The 18,586-nt window shown below is 42.6% G+C and carries 17 protein-coding genes; 6 read left to right on the top strand and 11 right to left on the bottom strand.

Annotation, left to right across the window (positions count from 1 at the left end; genetic code table 11):
- Window positions 1–319: 319 nt before the first annotated feature.
- Complete coding sequence (locus NX845_RS15670) at window positions 320–2,044, top strand: phospho-sugar mutase (RefSeq protein ID WP_065682317.1); 1,725 nt, start codon at window positions 320–322, stop codon at window positions 2,042–2,044.
- Window positions 2,045–2,150: 106 nt separating this feature from the next.
- Here NX845_RS15670 and NX845_RS15665 read toward each other — a convergent pair whose 3' ends face one another.
- The 4 genes from NX845_RS15665 to yegD all read right to left on the bottom strand — a co-directional run bounded on the left by NX845_RS15665 (window position 2,151) and on the right by yegD (window position 6,813).
- On the bottom strand, window positions 2,151–2,783 hold the full coding sequence (locus NX845_RS15665) for a LysE family translocator (RefSeq protein ID WP_004730073.1): 633 nt from the start codon (window positions 2,781–2,783) through the stop codon (window positions 2,151–2,153).
- A gap of 150 nt (window positions 2,784–2,933) precedes the next feature.
- Window positions 2,934–3,566, bottom strand: a complete 633-nt coding sequence (locus NX845_RS15660) for a fumarylacetoacetate hydrolase family protein (RefSeq protein ID WP_017079641.1) — start codon at window positions 3,564–3,566, stop codon at window positions 2,934–2,936.
- Between the two features lie 344 nt (window positions 3,567–3,910).
- Complete coding sequence (locus NX845_RS15655) at window positions 3,911–4,969, bottom strand: porin (protein WP_017081267.1); 1,059 nt, start codon at window positions 4,967–4,969, stop codon at window positions 3,911–3,913.
- Window positions 4,970–5,460: 491 nt separating this feature from the next.
- On the bottom strand, window positions 5,461–6,813 hold the full coding sequence (gene yegD, locus NX845_RS15650) for a molecular chaperone (protein ID WP_065682316.1): 1,353 nt from the start codon (window positions 6,811–6,813) through the stop codon (window positions 5,461–5,463).
- 159 nt (window positions 6,814–6,972) lie between these two features.
- Between yegD and NX845_RS15645 the strand changes: the two genes are divergently transcribed.
- Window positions 6,973–7,281: a DUF1289 domain-containing protein gene (locus tag NX845_RS15645; protein ID WP_083994929.1), complete on the top strand. Its 309-nt coding sequence runs from the start codon at window positions 6,973–6,975 to the stop codon at window positions 7,279–7,281.
- A 114-nt stretch (window positions 7,282–7,395) separates the two neighbouring features.
- Here NX845_RS15645 and NX845_RS15640 read toward each other — a convergent pair whose 3' ends face one another.
- Window positions 7,396–7,746 (bottom strand): HopJ type III effector protein, encoded by a 351-nt coding sequence (locus NX845_RS15640; protein WP_065682314.1) that lies wholly within the window; start codon window positions 7,744–7,746, stop codon window positions 7,396–7,398.
- A 194-nt stretch (window positions 7,747–7,940) separates the two neighbouring features.
- Between NX845_RS15640 and NX845_RS15635 the strand changes: the two genes are divergently transcribed.
- Window positions 7,941–8,600, top strand: a complete 660-nt coding sequence (locus NX845_RS15635; RefSeq protein ID WP_065682313.1) for a PilZ domain-containing protein — start codon at window positions 7,941–7,943, stop codon at window positions 8,598–8,600.
- 61 nt (window positions 8,601–8,661) lie between these two features.
- On the opposite strand, the gene luxQ is transcribed toward NX845_RS15635, so the two are convergent.
- The 5 genes from luxQ to NX845_RS15610 all read right to left on the bottom strand — a co-directional run bounded on the left by luxQ (window position 8,662) and on the right by NX845_RS15610 (window position 13,870).
- Window positions 8,662–11,232, bottom strand: coding sequence for a quorum-sensing autoinducer 2 sensor kinase/phosphatase LuxQ (gene luxQ, locus NX845_RS15630; RefSeq protein WP_065682312.1), 2,571 nt, complete (start codon window positions 11,230–11,232; stop codon window positions 8,662–8,664).
- Window positions 11,232–12,326, bottom strand: a complete 1,095-nt coding sequence (locus NX845_RS15625) for an autoinducer 2-binding periplasmic protein LuxP (protein WP_004730058.1) — start codon at window positions 12,324–12,326, stop codon at window positions 11,232–11,234. The genes luxQ and NX845_RS15625 overlap by 1 nt, the downstream gene beginning before the upstream one ends.
- Before the next feature lie 308 nt (window positions 12,327–12,634).
- Window positions 12,635–12,949 (bottom strand): GIY-YIG nuclease family protein, encoded by a 315-nt coding sequence (locus NX845_RS15620; RefSeq protein ID WP_004730056.1) that lies wholly within the window; start codon window positions 12,947–12,949, stop codon window positions 12,635–12,637.
- Window positions 12,950–13,606: a YceH family protein gene (locus tag NX845_RS15615; protein WP_017094684.1), complete on the bottom strand. Its 657-nt coding sequence runs from the start codon at window positions 13,604–13,606 to the stop codon at window positions 12,950–12,952.
- Window positions 13,607–13,669: 63 nt separating this feature from the next.
- On the bottom strand, window positions 13,670–13,870 hold the full coding sequence (locus NX845_RS15610; RefSeq protein WP_004730052.1) for a hypothetical protein: 201 nt from the start codon (window positions 13,868–13,870) through the stop codon (window positions 13,670–13,672).
- Between the two features lie 195 nt (window positions 13,871–14,065).
- On the opposite strand from NX845_RS15610, the gene NX845_RS15605 reads away from it, so the two are divergent.
- The 3 genes from NX845_RS15605 to NX845_RS15595 all read left to right on the top strand — a co-directional run bounded on the left by NX845_RS15605 (window position 14,066) and on the right by NX845_RS15595 (window position 15,577).
- Window positions 14,066–14,380: a DUF496 family protein gene (locus NX845_RS15605; RefSeq protein WP_004730049.1), complete on the top strand. Its 315-nt coding sequence runs from the start codon at window positions 14,066–14,068 to the stop codon at window positions 14,378–14,380.
- A 169-nt stretch (window positions 14,381–14,549) separates the two neighbouring features.
- Complete coding sequence (locus tag NX845_RS15600) at window positions 14,550–15,176, top strand: D-Ala-D-Ala carboxypeptidase family metallohydrolase (protein ID WP_065682311.1); 627 nt, start codon at window positions 14,550–14,552, stop codon at window positions 15,174–15,176.
- Window positions 15,177–15,340: 164 nt separating this feature from the next.
- Window positions 15,341–15,577, top strand: a complete 237-nt coding sequence (locus tag NX845_RS15595) for a hypothetical protein (RefSeq protein ID WP_004730045.1) — start codon at window positions 15,341–15,343, stop codon at window positions 15,575–15,577.
- A gap of 32 nt (window positions 15,578–15,609) precedes the next feature.
- On the opposite strand, the gene NX845_RS15590 is transcribed toward NX845_RS15595, so the two are convergent.
- Complete coding sequence (locus NX845_RS15590) at window positions 15,610–18,201, bottom strand: ATP-binding protein (protein ID WP_065682310.1); 2,592 nt, start codon at window positions 18,199–18,201, stop codon at window positions 15,610–15,612.
- Window positions 18,202–18,586: the final 385 nt, after the last annotated feature.

The following is an 18,586-nucleotide window of genomic DNA, read 5'->3' as shown; positions in this document are numbered from 1 at the left end:
GTCAACGGGCTGCTGACCTCATCTCAACCTAAGAGCTAATACGGCTCATAAGCGTTGGAAGTTTCCATGAAAGATTCAAAAACGGCGAACTTGTTAAATTTTGTTATATTTATGTAAAAGGCTAGTTAGTGATATCCAATTGTTCAAGGTAAGTTTACTTATTAAACAGTCAATTATTGAGAGTGGCTTAATCCACGCGCTCTCGCCGTTATAAATTATTTTATATTGAGTTTTACGATTGCTTTCATGGAAATGATAATCAATATCACTTAAATTAAATCAACAGTAAGTCATACCGACATTAAAAGGTTTAGTGATTATGCAAGATGCAATGAACTGGTTAGCGAGAGACCCAGATCCAAGAACTCGTGAAGAGCTTCAACACCTCATTGATGAGGGAATGCACGACGAACTAGAAGACCGCTTTACTCAACGATTAGAATTCGGAACCGCAGGGTTAAGAGGCAAAGTAGGATGCGGTCCAAACAGAATGAACCGCTTGGTGATACAAGAAACGGCAACAGGCCTTGGCCATTACTTGATTGAACATGTCGCCAATGCCTCGATTCGTGGCGTCGTTGTGGGTTATGACGGGCGTTTAGATTCAAAGCAATTCGCAATTGATACGGCTTCTGTGCTCACCGCTTTGGGCATTAAGGTGTACCTAACCTCCGATGTCGCTGCAACACCTATCGTTGCTTTTGGTATTGAGCATTTCAATGCGGCTGCCGCTGTTGTTGTTACGGCGAGCCACAACCCGCCGGAATACAATGGGTTCAAAGTATACTGGGAGAATGGCGCTCAAATCATTCCCCCTCACGATGCGGGCATTGCCGCTGAAATCGATATCGCATCGACCAAGCCGATCCCTTTAATGAGCCTAAGTGATGCCGAAACGCAAGGTAAACTGGTGTGGTTAACTGAGGGTTATTATCAAACGTACCGTGCTGCTATTAATCAAAGTCCGTACGTGAATAACGCTCTTGAATCCGCGAATACCACCATCACCTACACAGCAATGCATGGGGTGGGAGCAAAAATGGCGGAAGATCTTCTTCACGATGCTGGATTCCACAAAGTCTTCAGTGTCGCCGAACAAAGAGAGCCTGATGGCAACTTCCCAACCGTGAACTTCCCGAATCCAGAAGAAAAAGGGGCAATGGATCTCGTGGTTAACTTAGCAAAAAGTGTCGATGCCGACATCGCTTGCGCCAATGATCCAGATGCAGACCGATTTGCCGTTGCGGTTAGAACCGACGATACAACTAGAACTGACGATGCTTCCTATAAAATGCTAACGGGCGATCAAGTCGGTGTGCTATTCGCGCATTACTTACTCTCAAAGCCGCATACCAAAAATCAGCTAGTTGGTAACAGCATCGTATCTTCAACTCTGCTTGAAAAAGTGGCTCAGTCCCATGGTGCGACTTACTTCCAAACGCTGACAGGCTTTAAATGGTTGGCAAATATTGGCATGCAATTGGAAGATGAGCAGAACGAGTTCTTGTTCGCCTATGAAGAAGCGTTAGGCTACACAATTGGTACCCAAGTACGAGATAAAGATGGGCTGTCTGCTATCGTCGTGTTTGCTCAATTAGTTGAGGCGTTAAAATCTCAAGGCCGAACCGTTTGGGATCTTCTCGCTCAGATTTCATTTGAACATGGTGTTCATACCAACGCGCAGCGAAGCATTGCTCTTGACCCAGATTCACCATCAATTGGTTCTAAACTCAGAGCGGCACAACCTAAAGCAATAAACGGAGTTGCTATCTCTGTGATTGAAGATCTTCAGTCTTCTTTACGCTTCGTCATTGGTGGCAATACTGAAGCGATTAACCTGCCTTCAAGTGATGTTCTCATCTATCACCTAGAAGATGGCACACGCATTATCGTCCGACCTTCAGGCACAGAACCAAAAGTTAAGGTTTATTATGAGACGGTAACAAAGTTCGAAGGAACAGAAACCTATGAAGACACTCGCCTGCGCGGTGAAGAAGACATGAGTAAGCTGATTGAACAGCATCAACAAGAGTTGAACTCATAGCAGTTAACATATTCAGCATGTAACGGTTAAATATAAAAAATGGACGCTCGAAGCGTCCATTTTTGTCTCAGCGGCTAGCCGCGAGAAGATATCTGATTTGATTCGTCTACGAAGTAAAGAAAGAAGACAACATCCAGATAGCCAACACGATGAAGACTCCGCCCATCACTTTCTGTTGATAGGTACGAAACTTAGCATTTTCTACCAGAGACTTACCAATCGTACCTACTAAAGCCACCAGCAAAAAGTTGAACGTTAAACCGAGAACATTCAGCAATAAGCCCAGAACAAGCATCTGCTCACCAGAAGTCGCTTCAATATTCGTCGACACAAACTGTGGTAAGAACATCACAAAGAAAACCAACGCTTTAGGGTTAAGCAGGTTACTAATCAATGCTCGTTGATAGTAGGCTTTTGCAGCAAAGTTGTCGCTTAACTCAGGCGCATTGCCCTGCTCTGTTCGAAGACAATCCCACCCCATTTTTAATAAGTAGGTACCGCCTAACAAATGAAGGGCTTTTAAAGCCACTGGACTCATCGCAATCAATGCTGAAACACCCATTGCTGCTAATACTGTCAGGATAATTCCAGAAGTCGCGTTACCCAAACTTGCAAACACACCAACCTTGCGGCCATAGCTCATACTTGAGCTCGCGATGAGTAACATATCAGGGCCAGGCAAAAGGAGAAGTGCAACAACGGCAGTCAGGTAAACAGGTAGGATGGCTAAGTCGATCATGGGTTTCAGTATTGATAAAAACGGAGGCGGATTTTATATCAATTACCAACACCCTTCCAGATGCAATTAGTTGTAGGATAGTAAAATATTCGAATTAAATACCATCAATGAACAATAAAGCAAATTTATTAACCAAATAGAAAAGGCTACTTAACTTGCTACCCACTCGATCTCAATCAATGTCGTTTCACCACACTTTAGACGGCCAAGGAAGATATCACCTCGATGGACCTCACCAACACCTTTTGGGGTACCTGTCATTACGACATCGCCATCAAGTAAAGTCGTGTAAGAAGAGAGCTCTTCTAGGATAGTTTGTGGAGAATACAGCATCTGCTCAACGTGACCCTTTTGAACGCGAACACAGTTAATAAATAGCTCTAGGTTTAAGTCCGCGAGGTCTAAGTTATCAGTTGGAACAAAGCGACTAAGTACGGCTGAACCATCAAACGCTTTGGCACGCTCCCAAGGTAAACCTTTGGCTTTTAAACTGCTTTGCAACTCACGCTTAGTAAGATCTAAACCGAATCCCACAGCAGAGTATTCACCGTTTTCAACAATAAAACAGATCTCTGCTTCGTAGTGCAGCGCTTCTTGATGAAAAGAAGACAGAGAGGAAGTAACGCTGGTGCTTGGCTTATTGAAAACCACCATAGAGTCAGGGATCGCATTGTTAAGTTCTTCAATGTGATCGACATAGTTACGCCCAACACACAGTACTTTTGTTGGGGTTGCTGTTCGTTTCGAATTCATCAATTGTTTCTGATCTACAACGCTGCTCATAGTTTATCCCTGAACTATTTTTAGAGAACAGAGTTTAGCGCATCATAAAATGAGAGTCTTCGACAAGATGATTACCGATCTCTAAATTCTGATCTTTAGCTCAATTAAATGATTTAAATACTTTTATCCGAAGATCGCGACATATAAGAACTGATGACAAGAGCCATAGCTACGTAGATAAAATGAATAGTTGGGGAGCATGAAGGAAAAGCTAAAACAGATACGTATAGAACGAAAGAAGCCCTCTCAAACCAAAAGGCTTGAGAGGGCTTAGCATGGTGTCTAGGACAGTATCCTAAAAGGTAAGTTTAAGGAGTAAACACTATGCTAAATTAGTCTGCGACTTATAGGTAGTAACGAGCACCAAGTAGCCACTGGTCGTCAGCTTTTTCTTTGTACACGCCAGAACCTTGTAGGTCGAACTGGTAACCAGCAAAGCCTACGAACTGAGATGTGAAGTTGTACTCAGCTTGTAGAGCAGTTGTAGCAAATACTGTTTCACTCATCTTGTCGTCTTCTACCGCTTCGTAGTTAACGCTTAAGTTCAGGCTGTTAGAAAGTGCGTAAGAAGCAAGTAATTCAACTGCAACTGTCTCTTCTAAAGCAACACCAGCGCTTGAGTTCATGTAGTTATTCATAGCATAAACACCAGCTAAGAATAGACCTTCAGAACCGTAAGAACCGTAAGTAGCACTCACTACGTTAGAATCAGCGGTTTTAGAACCACCGCCAATGTTACCAAATGTAACATCACCAGTGTTGTATGCGTAGTTTGCTGTGAAATCAGCAATTGCGTAGTTCAATGCAATTTGAGCACGGTTACCGTATTTGTTTGTGTTTGTATCTGAAACTTTATCAGTCTTGCGGCCTTGCCATGCAACACCTACGTTTAGAGAACCAGCGTTACCAAAATCGATAGCATTGCCGTAACTCACCATCTCTTCGCCACGACCAGTACCTAGGTTACCGTGATCGTCGTAGATGAAGTCATTCGCGAATGCGATTGGCATATCTGCAACACCAGCAACGTTGTAGTATGGCGCCCATTGAGTACCAACAACACCACGACCGAAGTCTTCATGAGTTAGACCAATGTAGCCAAGACGAGTTGTGAATGACTCGTCGCCGCCGTCAAGCATGTTTAGCGCCCATTCGCCTTTAGCATCAGCTGTAAAGCCATTACCAAGATCGTGAGTTGCGCCGAAGTTGATACGTGGAGAAACTGACTCAACACCGATATCGTCTTCGCTGATACGGTCATCGCTGTTTACGTCACCAACTGCAACTGAAACGTGACCGCCAACTGAGAATGTTGTGCCGTCTTCGTTGTAAAGTTCTACAGCAACTGCCTGTGTACCAAATACTGCACCAGAAATTGCTAGCGCTAAAAGTTTCTTATTCATTGTCATATCCATTATGTAACTGGGTGAGTTATTCACTAACAACCTCGTGCTTACGGAGAAGTTGTTACCTGCATTTAACAAGTAGGCAAACACTAATATACGAATGACAAAAAAGTTGCATTAAAATATATAAAATAAAAAAAATCGCACTATAAAAAACAAAAAATAACTTTAAAACAATAAGATAAGTAGATAATTACTGGTTATCTTTTTTATCTTTTGAGACAAAAGCTTCGACTATTTTTGATTTTATAGTCAACAAGCAAGCATTAAAAATCAAATTAAAAAATCACTCATCAGACCATCGAGAGGTATACTCTCGAAATTGAAACATTTTGTAACATGATGAAGTGGGTTGAAATATTTAGCTTTGTGAAACAATTCTCGATTTAAGCTAGAAAAAATCGTTCAATTGAAATTTCACTCGAGAAAACAAAAAAAAGGGCAACCAATCAGCGACTGGTTACCCTTCATAACACATCATTGGACTCTTATTTGAAGCAAACCTCAGCCCAACGAGCTAAACCTGAGGTTACTGAACCGAAGTAGTTACCGCTCACGATCGGTACGTTCGGCACTGCTTGTTGTACGGCTTCACGAAGTATAGGTGAACGAGCTGAACCACCCGTCATGTAAATTACGTCTGGCTTTTTCTGGCCTTGTTGCATGGCTTCTTTAACCAACTCAATCATCTTAGACTTTGGCGATTCAATAGCTTCCACCATCTGCTCAACGGAAATGTCTACTTCGACCAATTCAGAAGCAACATTAATCGCGGCTCGATACTGAGCACACTCCGCCAACGCAATCTTAGCTTCTTCCGCTCTGCGTACAATGCTATAGCCTAGAGTGTCATGATAAACCCTCATCAAACGCTCTAGCTTTTGAGGGTCTGAAGCTTCTTTACGAAGTAACTTCAAGGCCGCTAGGTTTTCGCGAGAATAGAAGTTCTTTTGAGCTTCGACATTATTGATCGCAATTGGATTCCAGAATTGAGTCAGTGGCATATCGATACCCGAAATGCTTTTGCTGCCCATACCAAAAGGTGACATCAATTGTTTGAAGGCAAGGTAGATATCAAGGTCATTACCCCCTACCCTTTGACCGCTGTGAGCTAACAAACTCTGGGTTCGGTCCGCTTTACCCGACCAAGTTGGCCCCATTTCTAGCAATGAGCAATCGGTGGTACCACCGCCAATATCCACAACCAATACCGTTTGGTTTTCAGTCAGGGTACTTTCGTAATCAAGGCCTGCGGCTACTGGTTCAAATTGAAAAGCGATATCAAGGAAGCCTGCACGCTTAGCTGCGCGTGAGAGTATGTCTTCAGCTTGTCGGTTTGCTTCTTCACCACCTCGACCGTGGAAGTTAATTGGTCGACCGATTACAGCTTGTCTGATCTGCTCTTGAGTCTTGAGTTCTGCTTGGTGTTTAATATTTGCCATCATGGCGCACACTAAATCTTCGAAGAAACTCACCTGAACATCATGCAACCCGCTTGCGCCAAGAAAAGACTTAGGGGATTTTACGTAATAAACATCGCGAGGGTCTTCTAAGTAAAGGTCCAACGCCGCCTGACCAAACGCCATATCTTCTGGTACCAAATCGATACTCTCTTCTCGATTCAAAGCTATAGCACGTCGTAACACTTGCTCACCAACCGCATCACTCGGTTTGATATTCAAATGGCGAAATAGATGTTCGGAAACACTCTCACGAGTAGGAGCAAACACGGTTGAGGGAATATAGTGATTGTTACCTTCTAGCGGTAACAGGCTTGGTTTTCCATCAACCATTGCCGCGACAGAACAGTTCGCTGTTCCATAATCAAATCCAATAAACATAATATCCCCCACTCAACAAAAGGGGCGAGATGCTACATGAAAATCCTAAAAATTACGAGGTCATTTCTAAATTTAACTGAGTGATTTCTTAGCCTAACGGCTCTTAATAGGCAAACAAATATGCTACATTTCAGCCCAAATGAATCACAGGTTAGATAAATGAAAACACCTTGCCGAGCGGCTTGTAAAAATAATGGCGGAATGTGCAGTGGCTGCTTTCGAACAATGGATGAAATTATAGGCTGGAAAGGCTTATCTGAAGAAGAGCAAACGTCGGTTATGGATAATCTTACTGGTGTTAGTTCGACTCACCAATGTCAGCAGTGTAATGAGCCAGCTCAATGCGATATCAGTGCGGGTAAAGAGACGTGTTGGTGTTTTGGACTAGAAAAGCGTGATACTAGTGATATTCCAAAGGCTGGAGTATGTCTGTGCCGTAAGTGCTTGTCTGAACTGCCTATTCAGTAGGTTACCTGTACAGTAGTTTAGAACCTATTCGCAGGTTACGTACCGGTTCAACATAGACAAAAAAGCGAGAGATTGCTTCTCGCTTCAAAATACTGAGCTTTATTTGGTTAGTGTCTACTTCGTTTTTGCAACCAGCGCAGGCTGAGAAAACTGTATACCGTTCCAACCATGAACCATGAAGTTACGAATATTTTGATGGTCGGTGTTCTCTGGAAAACCTAGCACGTCGTTACGATAAAATTGACCAAAACAAGCAAGTGTTTGCTCCGCAGATAAACCTTGCTCTAAACCAAAAGCAAAAATCTTACACGAACCATTATTCTGCCCTGCGGTATTCACCACTTCACCATTGCGAAATTCACTCTCCGCAAAAACATAGTGAGCTTCGATCACTTGCATTGTATCTTCAAATTGCACGCTTTCTGGGGTTTCAGCCAGAGTATCTAATAAGGTTTCCAGTTCCATTTACTATTTCTCCATCAAGTATATATCTGTCAGCAGTGTATCTTGTTTTACGACAAGAGTAAGCCGTTGTTTACTTGGGACAGCAATTCACTTTTTGAACGAATACTGCAAATTACCTCAATGAAACTAATGACATAGTTTTATCAGGACGTTATATTATTTTATCAGACGATTAACATTGTTCAGTAACGAATATGCATAAAGATAAAAACTTAGAACTGTTTAGATACCTCAAACCCGGTACAAAAACAGCAGGTGTATTAGAATTTGGCCCAGACGACTCGATCCAGATCACTACACTCTATATCGGACACAAAGAAGAACAATACCTTGTCCTTGAGCTTGCGCAAAAAGCGACAGAAGCACTGACGCTGAGAAAGCTTACAAACGTTGATATTATTGTTCGTGCGATTACCGACACCGAACTTGGACACATTGTCGCGTTTAAAACCAACGTACTGGCTCATATCACCTCACCAGCACACCTTATTTTTCTTCGTCCGCCGTCAAGCTTTGCGACCAAGCCTATCCGTGAACACGAAAGATATAAGGTACGGCTCAGCTGTGAAGTCACCTTTGATACTTTGTCATTAGATGCCACTCTGGTCGATTTTTCAGTCTCAGGCTGTGGCGTCTATATTACCCAGCAATCCGATATCGATGTCGGTTGGAAGATACAAGTAAACTCTGTCTTAAGTGAGTACTTAGATAACGAACTGGTCTACAACGTAGTGAGTAAAAAAAGACAAGGCCAGGGTTGGCTATTAGGCATTCAGTTCCCTGAACACCTAGATATGAGTGACGAGTTAAAAACGCTGCTGTTGGAGCAAGCCTTTGTTGCCGGCTTTGTATAAATGCGTGTTCAAGTAAAGTTTATTCACAACACTTGTTTTATCGCACTTTCAAAGGTTTAGATCAGTAGTTCGTTACATCCCAATGTGCGTTTTTAAAATGAACAAATGCTTGGTGTAGCGACTCTTCTTTAATGGGTTTTACAATCACGTAATTAGCCCCAGCAGCCATAAAGCTGTCTCTTGTCGACGCTTGAGCATCCGCGGTACACGCATAAATCGGGGCTGTAACGCCAATATCGTTCCTAAGTTGCTGAGTAGTTTCAACGCCACCAAGATTGGGAAGTTGGTTATCCATCAAAATAAGATCATAGGTTGTCGCCTTAGCCATTTCTAGCGCTTCTAAGCCATCTTTTGCCCAAGTAACTACCATGCCATATTTTTTACAGAAAGCCTGCGCAATAAAGGCGTTGGTGTGATTGTCTTCCACCAGCAATACGTTCAAAGATCGACTAAACAACGCCTCTGGTTCGATATCGGCTTGTTGCTTCATGTCCAATAGCGGCTTAGAGTGCACTTCCACTGGAATTTCTATAATGAACTCCGAACCTTGGTTTATCTCACTGCGGACTTGAATGTCCCCTTCTAGCATATCGACCAGATTTTTTACAATCGTTAGGCCCAACCCTGTCCCACCATATTCACGAGTCGTGGTTTCTTCTGCTTGAACAAAGGGTTCAAATACAGCGTCAATCTTGCTTTCATCAATACCAATACCGGTATCTTTCACTCGAACGATCAAACTCGCATGGTCTGAGTTAAAGATACTTTCGAGTTCAAAACTAACGGAAATACCGCCTTGGTGAGTGAATTTAAGAGCGTTACTCACCAAGTTAAACATGATTTGATTCAAGCGCACTTGGTCGGTGTTTATTTCAATGTCATCAGCCAAGTGATTCACAATAGTAAATGCGATCGATTTATCGCCACAAAGCGGACGATAGATACTGTCTAATGTATTAACCAGTTCCCCTAAGCGGAAGTCTTTCTTTTGAATATTGAACTGCCCCTGCTCTATCTTTGAGAAGTCCAAGATATCGTTAAGTACCGCCAGCAAATGTTCCGCACTATTACAAAGTACATCCACCTGTTCACGGTTATCTTCACTGTGTATAGAGCGCTTTAGCAACTGAGAAACACCAAGAATACCGTTAAGCGGTGTACGAATCTCATGGCTCATCTTTGCGAGGAAATCTGCCCGCACATTCGCAAGGTGCTCAGCTTCTTCTCTTGCTCGATCAGCCTGCCTCTCGGCTTCAATGAGCTTAGTAATGTCTTGGCCTTGTACCACGACACCGGTAATGCCATGTTCCACACGAATAGCAGACATGTTCCAGCGAAACACCTTTTCACCAATGGGAACGTTAATGCCCGTCAGCTTTGAACCTTGAACCACCATATGAATATTCGGTAGCATGCGATGCTCAAACTCTTGAGCCACTGCTCCGTAGTTATCATCGGCGTCAAATAACGCCATACGAGCAGCAGGGTTCATCTGAATTAAGTCACCTTTATCTGACCAAACCAAGATAGGTGAATGAGCAAAGTTAAAGAGATCTTGGAACTTTTGGTTCTGTTCAGATAAACGTTCAAAAGTGTCCTCAAGGGTGCAACCAATATGATGAAACTCGAAAATGTTGGAGCCATCGAACTTGTTGTACTCTTCGCCGTCACTTGCTGAGCGGGTAAAGTCCATCAACTTATCGAGTTCAGCCGCCACCTTTCTTTGAATCCAAGCTCGCGCAAAGAAAGACATCAATATGATCACCACAATCACAACAATGATCGCACGCTCATAGTTCTCTTCTAACGCAATGAAGTTAGTGTTCTTTTGGACAGCTCGAATGGTAAGGGGCGTTTCAACGGCATTGATCTTAATGGTCGCGATGGTGACGAAATGACGAGGCAGTTGCTCGTACATTTTGTAGTTGAGGATGTCCGTTATTGTGTAACTTTCATCGCCACTGAATGTCGACGTAACCGGTGTTCCGTGCGCTTCGATAACAATATTTTCGCAGTTGCTGCCCTTCTGAATAGACTCAGCCAGAGAGAAATTGTTATCAAGTACGATCGCGATATAGAGCTGGCCAAGAACCTCACCTGTTTTGTTATCCACAATAGGGGTTCGGCGAGCCAACAAATGACGCTTACCAATATCGGTTATCACTTTAATGAAATGCCAGTTACTACTAAATGAAACCTCATCAGAGATATGTTTTAAGTTGGACGAGTCCAATCCATAAAACTGACCGTTGCCATCTTCCCAGGCCAAACCGTCATGAGTAGAAACAAAGCGAAGATCCGGCGCATGATCCGGTTCTCTTTGGTCAACACCAAAAAAGAAATAACTCAGAGCCTCTTCATTGTGGGTATCAAAATACGCTCTGAGTGTTTCACTGTGTGAGCTACTGTCTTGATGGATTTGCAGCACCGACAAACGGTAATCAAACATATTTTGGATCAAGCTAGAGGTTTGCTGGACCGTTCGATTCGTCTCTTGCTTTACGATATTACTGCTGGTTTCATAATTATGAATAAGTACGCCAAGTGCCATCACGCCTATCACTAAAATAATGATACGCGTAATGAGTTTAGCTAAGGTGTTCCTAGGTGTACTGGCGTAGCTTTTCTTCATTATTGACCTGAGTACCTAAATGCTCGCTGCTTAAGTTCTGAAATACGTTCTGGTGAATCATCTTTGGTCACAACTTCAAACTCACCAGAGTAAACCGTAGGAACTTCCAATCCGGCTAGGTCCCACTTGATCGCCTCTGCCATAGCGATACCGGTATCGTCATTCATACGCATGACTGTGACATCTAAATCGCCCTTTGCAATGGCTTCCAGTTCAGCGGATCCGCCTCCCCAGCCATTAACTAAGATATCTCGACCAGATTCACGAATGGCTTCCGCAGCGCCCAGAGCGACATCGGTTGCACATGCATAGATAAAGTCTAGGTCCTTATCGTTCGCAATGCTGATTTTAGCCGCTTGGTAACCACTCTCTTTGTCTGATTTCGTGTAAAATGAAGACTTAAGATCAAAGTTCGTATCGGTGTTCACATCATGGATAAAGGTATCTCCACGAGCATCACTGATATAGCCCTCTGAGCGATATAACACAGAATATTTGCTGTCTGGTTTGCTCACTTCTTTAAAGTAATTCGCCAATTTTAAACTGCCTGTCGCATGATCAAACCCGACATACATGAACGGCTGTCTATCAGCCCAAGCACGCACTGGTGTTGTGATATTTTGCAGAATGAGTTTGGTGTCAGTAGAGCTCAACACGTGCTCAATAAACTTGCGGTGGCGCGTCGTGTCTAATGTAAAAATCAAGTAGTCCGTTTTGTTCTCTATCGCTTCTTGCAATGAAATACTTGTTTGCGTGAGATCGGCATTAACCCGGGTAAACACCTGATTTATTTGATAGTTGATTCTCAACTTATCGAGGCGTTTCTCAAAAGCTTGAATGTTACGAACCCAGTAGTCGGAGATCTGTTGACCCGGATACACCACTGAGATCGTAATAGGCTCATTCTGAGCTCGTCTCAATGGCACAGGGTGATTTTGCACAGCTTCGACCATTTTATCGGTCAGTGCTTTTTGCTCTGGAAACTTGGAAAGATAATCTTGGTATTCCCAGTACCCATTGAGGACATGAGTACCATGGGAGAGAGCGGACGCAGAAAATACGGCAAGTCCAAACAACATCAGTAAACGTTTCATATTTTTCTCGTTTTATATGAGCTACTTTGGCTCATTTTTTAACCTAGCATGACACCATCTCTTTGTATGGCTGAAAGATATTATGTAGGACAACGATGATAAATGATAGCGTCTAACACTAATTAGAACGACATTCTAAATGAGCAATATGTTAATTTGGAATGGAGATTAAGAACAACGAGTTCAATGATGATTTAAGCCCATTCACAAAAAGAGTAATTACCGTTAAAATTCATGAGCTTACATTGATTTATTATAGTCCATTACATTATTAATATTTAATCAATAACAAACATTTTAGCTATGAATTATGAGACTTCGATATATTGAATTCTGTCTTGTTGCCACTCAATAATTAGTTTGAGTGATACCAATTTTTCTTTGCGAGATTTTGGTAGTTGTTTGATCGCGTATTCAGTTTTCAACGCCTCACTTTTTGATCCAACACCAAAACTCCAAACTAGCTTAAGTGGGCCTTTACCTTTTAACGCTTTGGCACCTTTACCCGTTTGATGTTGTTCAAATCGACGCTCTAAATTATTCGTCACGCCACAATAAAGGGCATTGTGACGATTGCGGATTAAGTACACGACCCAATCCGCATTTTTATCAGACTCAGACATCTAAAGCAGTGATTCAACCAGAGCCTTAAGCTCTGCCACTTCTTCACGTAGGCTTGCGACTTCTGATTCAAGCTCTTCAAACTTTTCGCTTGTCGCAGAGGGTGCAACCGCACTTACCGATGCCGTCGCAAACGCTTCAACATCCACTTCACCACTCAATAAGTGCTGGTAGCGTGATTCACGTTTACCCGCTTCACGTGGTAGCTTCACGACTAAAGCACCCGCTTCTCTTACGGCTAATTTATCGAGTGTCGCTTCAACCTCTTTCACATCACTAAAATTAGCAAGACGACCAGTACGAGTGCGCAGTTCGCCAGGAGTTTGCGCCCCGCGAAGCAGCATACAGCAGATGATTGCGCGCTCTTGCTCTGTAAATTGCAAATCCCCAAATTCAGTATTACAGAAACGATGCTGATACTTATTAACACGGCTATTGAAGCTGCTCTCATCACTCACCATGCGGCGAGCTATCAAACCATCAACCGCATCTAAAACGTCCGACTCAGACAGAGAGAGAACTGGCTCACGGTTACTCTTTTGGTTACATGCAGTCGTTAAGCTGTTTAACGTTAACGGGTAATGATCCGGGGTAGTGACTTCTTTCTCGATCAAGCAACCGATAATTCTCGCTTCAATTGGGGAAAGTACTGTGTTCATCGTTTTTCCTTTTTATTATTTTGATAATTCCATCTCAACATTTAACAATGCAGCCAGTAATGGCTAATGCTCAGACAAAATCGGTACTCGTTTCTTTCTGCCTTGTTCATCAATCATTATGATCTTAGAACGATTTAGCTCTATTTCCACGACTTCCAAATAAGTACGTTCTTGTACATACGCATCACGAAGCTTGTTTTGCTCTGCCGAAGGTTCAGTGACATCGTCGCCCAAATCTTCTGTTTCCAGTTGTTGTTGATTCATTTCACATTTCGTATCAATGCCGTGTCTATACTGGATACTAACTTGAACAGTTAGATAAAAACAATCGCACTTTAGCGAGAGTGCCGAATAATTATACAACCTTACTTTTGCTTTGATCTAAAGACTGTTACAACACTAACTGATGTGCTTTAATCAGAACCAGACAACGTATTTGACGATTAGGAAAAGGAATCTATGAGCAGCGTATTTGAAATTGTTAACCAAGCACGACGTAAGAACAAACTTAAGCGTGAACTTTTAGACAACGAAAAGAAAGTTCGCGACAACCGCAAGCGTGTCGACCTTCTTGATAACCTACTTGATTACATCAAGCCAGAGATGACTCACGACGAGATCTTAGGCATTATCAAAAACATGAAAGCTGACTACGAAGACCGCGTTGATGATCACATCATCAAGAGTGCAGAGATCTCTAAAGCTCGTCGCGACATCAGCCGCCGCATTCGTGAACTAACAGAAGAAGACAAGCAAACTCAAGGTAAGAAGTAATCTAACCTCGCTAATTTACTTGTAACAATGTTAGTAACCCACTCTTAGTAGTGGGTTTTTTTGTACCTAAACTCCAGCGTCTAGACTTAAGCGTACCTAAGCAAAATGAATGAAACTCAACAGCAGTATCAAACTAAATAACGAGTGAACGTAAGCAACGGAGTGACCTATGTACGCAAGTATTCTGATTACCTTGGCGTTATCAACGACACAACCTTACCCTGAAAAATTTGAGAAACTTTATACCGAAGAAACCGAAATCACTTATGACGATCTCGTGGTCGATGTTCATGGCTACAAGGTTCCGACCCGATCAGCATTTCGAGGTTGGATGCTCCTTAACCACGCCCAAGATCAAGTCAAAGCGATCGGTCAACAGCTCAAAGACAACGGCATCACTCAGAGCATGCCTCTGCATTTAGTCTTGTTGCAAGGCACGGATTGGGCAATGAGTAATACGACCCTGTTCACCCTTCCCAATAAGAAACATGTGCCAAACATGATCAATACCCTTAAGTACATACAACAATATATTGAGCCTGAAATTGGCGTTGTTATCCCTGTGTCCGGAGAGCGAACCAATATCTACAATCAACAAGCTGGCGGCGCACTGCGAAGTAAACACTTGGAATTCTGCGCCTTAGACTTAGTTCCTGCGAATAATATTACTCGCGAAGATCTACACGTGAAACTTAAAAAGGTTCATGCTGAATTTGGGCAAAAGAATAACGTTGGGCTGGGGTTGTATTCTGGTGTTCGATTCCACATCGATACTTGCGGATTTAGACAGTGGTAGCCACTCGACAGTGTCATAAAGACTTGATAATTATCTAAGTCATTATGACTCAAATAATTAGTAGGATACTTTAACCAATTGATTTAATGATTAAAATAAAACTGGAACGCTAATTGCTATTGATAACGAGTATCATAATTATTAATAGCAATTAGGAATTCAATATGAAGACGATGACTCAACGCTTTCAAACGCTACTTTCTGTTTCAAACTTCAGTCTAGCAACCACCGCCTTGCTTATGCTACTCAGTATTATTGTTGCTTATCCGATGGCCGATCACTTCTCACTGCCAATTCAAATTGTCGCACACATCAGCACGATCTTAGTGGCTGCATTACTAAAGATTAGTTATGTCGGTCGCTGCCTTGCGCAATACAACCTTGGGTTAGAAGTTCGCTAAATCGTACAGTGCTAGCCTTGATAATGAGCCAGTTAGACAATATCAAGGCTACTGAAAAGGTCATACAGTTGGTGGGATTTATAAGGTTTCGGCAAGTAGGCATTCATGCCCGCTTCAAAGCAATCTTTGATGTCTTCTTCCAGCACACTAGCGGTTAAAGCAATGATGGGTAATGGTGCGGCTTGTTGGTCAGTCTCCCACTGTCGAATCGCACGGGTCGCCGTTATTCCATCCATAACAGGCATCATGCAATCCATTAAGATGGCATCAAACTGAGCGCCTTGAGTGATGACATCCACCGCTTCTTGGCCATTACTGGCAATCAAATATTCATAACCCGCTTGCTCAAGGAAGAAGCTCGCAATCTTCTGATTCATTAGGTTATCTTCAACAATCAGAATACGTCGATTCAGAGAACGAACCTCTTCATCTTTTGCTTCCACCGTCGGCGCTTGTTCTTCACCAACATCAAGCGATTGTAAGCTGTTTAAGAATCGTCGACCCAAGAATGGCAATGTATGAGTTGAGTGAACCGTTTCTGTGATTAGATTGGTTTTAAAGAGATGATGCTGACACACGATAACGCGAGCCAAAGGGTATAACGCCTTCAGCGTCGCAAGATCTTTATCCATGGAGTGATGCAGCGTATGACAATAAAGTATGAAGTCACTTTCTTTCAGGTTTTCATCAAGATCCGAAATGGATGACACAACATTAGGTCGAACATTTAAGCGTTCACACTCTTTGACCAGTTGATATAGGTAATTGAAAGAATTCGAGATAATAGTCGCACGGCTTAGGTTGTCGAAGGTTTGAACATGAGTTTCGACAGTGTCGACATACAAACAAAAAGTGAACGTTGAGCCCTCTCCTTTCACTGAACGCGCGGTAATGTAACCCCCCATCAAATCAACAAGCTGTCGACAAATCGCAAGGCCTAACCCTGTCCCACCGAATTGGCGAGTAATGCTGCCATCTTCTTGAGTGAAAGGTTCAAATATGGACTCTAGCTTCTCTGGCTCAATCCCAATTCCAGTATCAGACACACTGCATTCAAGCTTGCCTCTACCCAAAGACATAGGTGTGTATGCAATGTCCGTCGTAATCGTGCCCTTTGACGTAAATTTGATGGCGTTAGACAGCAAATTGGTCAGCACCTGCCTTACACGGTACTCATCGAAAAACAGCTGCGGTGGGGTTTGGGAATCGATATTGATGTCGAGTTCGATATCCTTACTTATCGCTTTGGATAAAATCACACTGACTGAGTCGTAAACCGCCTCTCTCAGATCAGCATTGTGTGGCGATAGCATTAAGTTGCCCGACTCGATTTTGGACAGGTCAAGAATGTCATTAAGCAGAACCAGTAATGAGTGAGAAGACGATTCGATGTCTCCTAACACTTCTTGTTGATTCGCGCTCAGTTGGCTTTGAGATAAGATCTCAGCCATCCCAATAATCCCGTTGAGTGGTGTACGTATCTCATGGGACATATTGGCTAAAAATGCGCTCTTGGCCTTGTTAGCCGAAATTGCATCTTCCTTTGCTTCTACTAACTCTTTGTTATGTTGATAGTTGCGCTCCATCACTCGATTCAAAGTTTCAGTGAACTCGGCAAGTTCATCGTTGCCTTGAATATGAATGACCTTGGGCTTGCCGTAGCTATCGGCGCATTCAGACACCCCTTTCAAAATAATCGATAGGTTTCGATTTAAGCGAATAGATGTCGCTACACCAAGCCATAACAACACACCTGACACGACAAGAATAAGCAATGTCATAACCAAGGTTTGCCTTTTTTGCAGCGCTATATTTTTGGTCAGATCAAACTGTAATTGCTTAGTGTAAGCACCCACTGCCTTTGAAATCGCTAACTTCTTTCGCTCTAAACCTTCCACATGTTCATATATTTCAGGCGACGAGAAGTCACCTTTGAGGATTCGAGCTGTAAAACGGTTTTGAAATTCATCTTTAGAAAACGTACTTAATAGCTTCCCAATTTCAGGCGAACGGCTTCCAGAACGGAAAAACGTATCTAATAACTGCTGCTGCCTTTCTAAAGCACCAACATAACTCAATAAATATTGATCTATCAGCTCTGGAGAACGATACAAGCGGTAGCTCAACCACGCTTCTCGCTGAGTCCAAAACACGTAGTGAGTAAGATTAATAAACATCGCGTCAGCTTGACTGATCTTTTCGTCCACGATGTTAATGCGATACTCAGATAGCTCCATTAACACGCCTTTTAGCAAATCGAAGGCCTGCTCTGTCAGTTGCGTGTTGTTGTCAGTAATCTGTGTTGCGTCGCTGTTCATACTGGAGGTTACGCGAGCAAGTTTCGCTAACACACTCTTAAGCTCAACCAACTGTGGTTCAACAGTCCAATTGCTGTCGAACTGTTGAAGCTGTTTCTCGTACTGAGCGAGTCTAGCTAAATCAGCTTGCAGCTTTAAAAGCAGCAGCTCTTTCTCTGGAGAGTCATTAGACAGAACCAACCATCGATAAGCATCGCTGGAAACGGTATTAAAAGATTGAAGCGCTTCAACCTTAATACGAGTTGTTTCAAGGTGATTCATCTTCTTATCGTTCTTGAGCACTTCATTGACTGTAAAACCAAACATGATGAATACAGAAACCGTGGAAAGAAATATAAGACGCCATCTAATTGACATGTTTATCATTTTTATAACGACTCCCTTCCCGAAAGTAATTTTACCTAGCCCAAGTTAAGAATAGGACATTAACAGGACTTATTGATCAAATTGGATATGAACAAACGATACTCTGAGCCCAGAACGGTAAATTATGATCAACTTACCTCCATGTTTAGGCTTTAAAGGGGGGCTGTTACTTAAACAGATAGAGTTAAAACAAATATGCTTTAAACAAGTGTGCTTTAAACACGCGAGCTCTAGACACAAGATGTTTAAACAGGAGGAGTATAGATGAGAGAGCTGTAAACAAACGAGGTATGAACAAGTGAAGTTTAACGAAGCAAGCTTTATC

Source organism: Vibrio sp. NC2, from assembly GCF_025195005.1.
GTDB lineage: Bacteria > Pseudomonadota > Gammaproteobacteria > Enterobacterales > Vibrionaceae > Vibrio > Vibrio splendidus.
The sequence above is the reverse complement of the archived record's forward strand: the minus strand, read 5'-3'. Positions and strand labels throughout refer to the sequence as shown.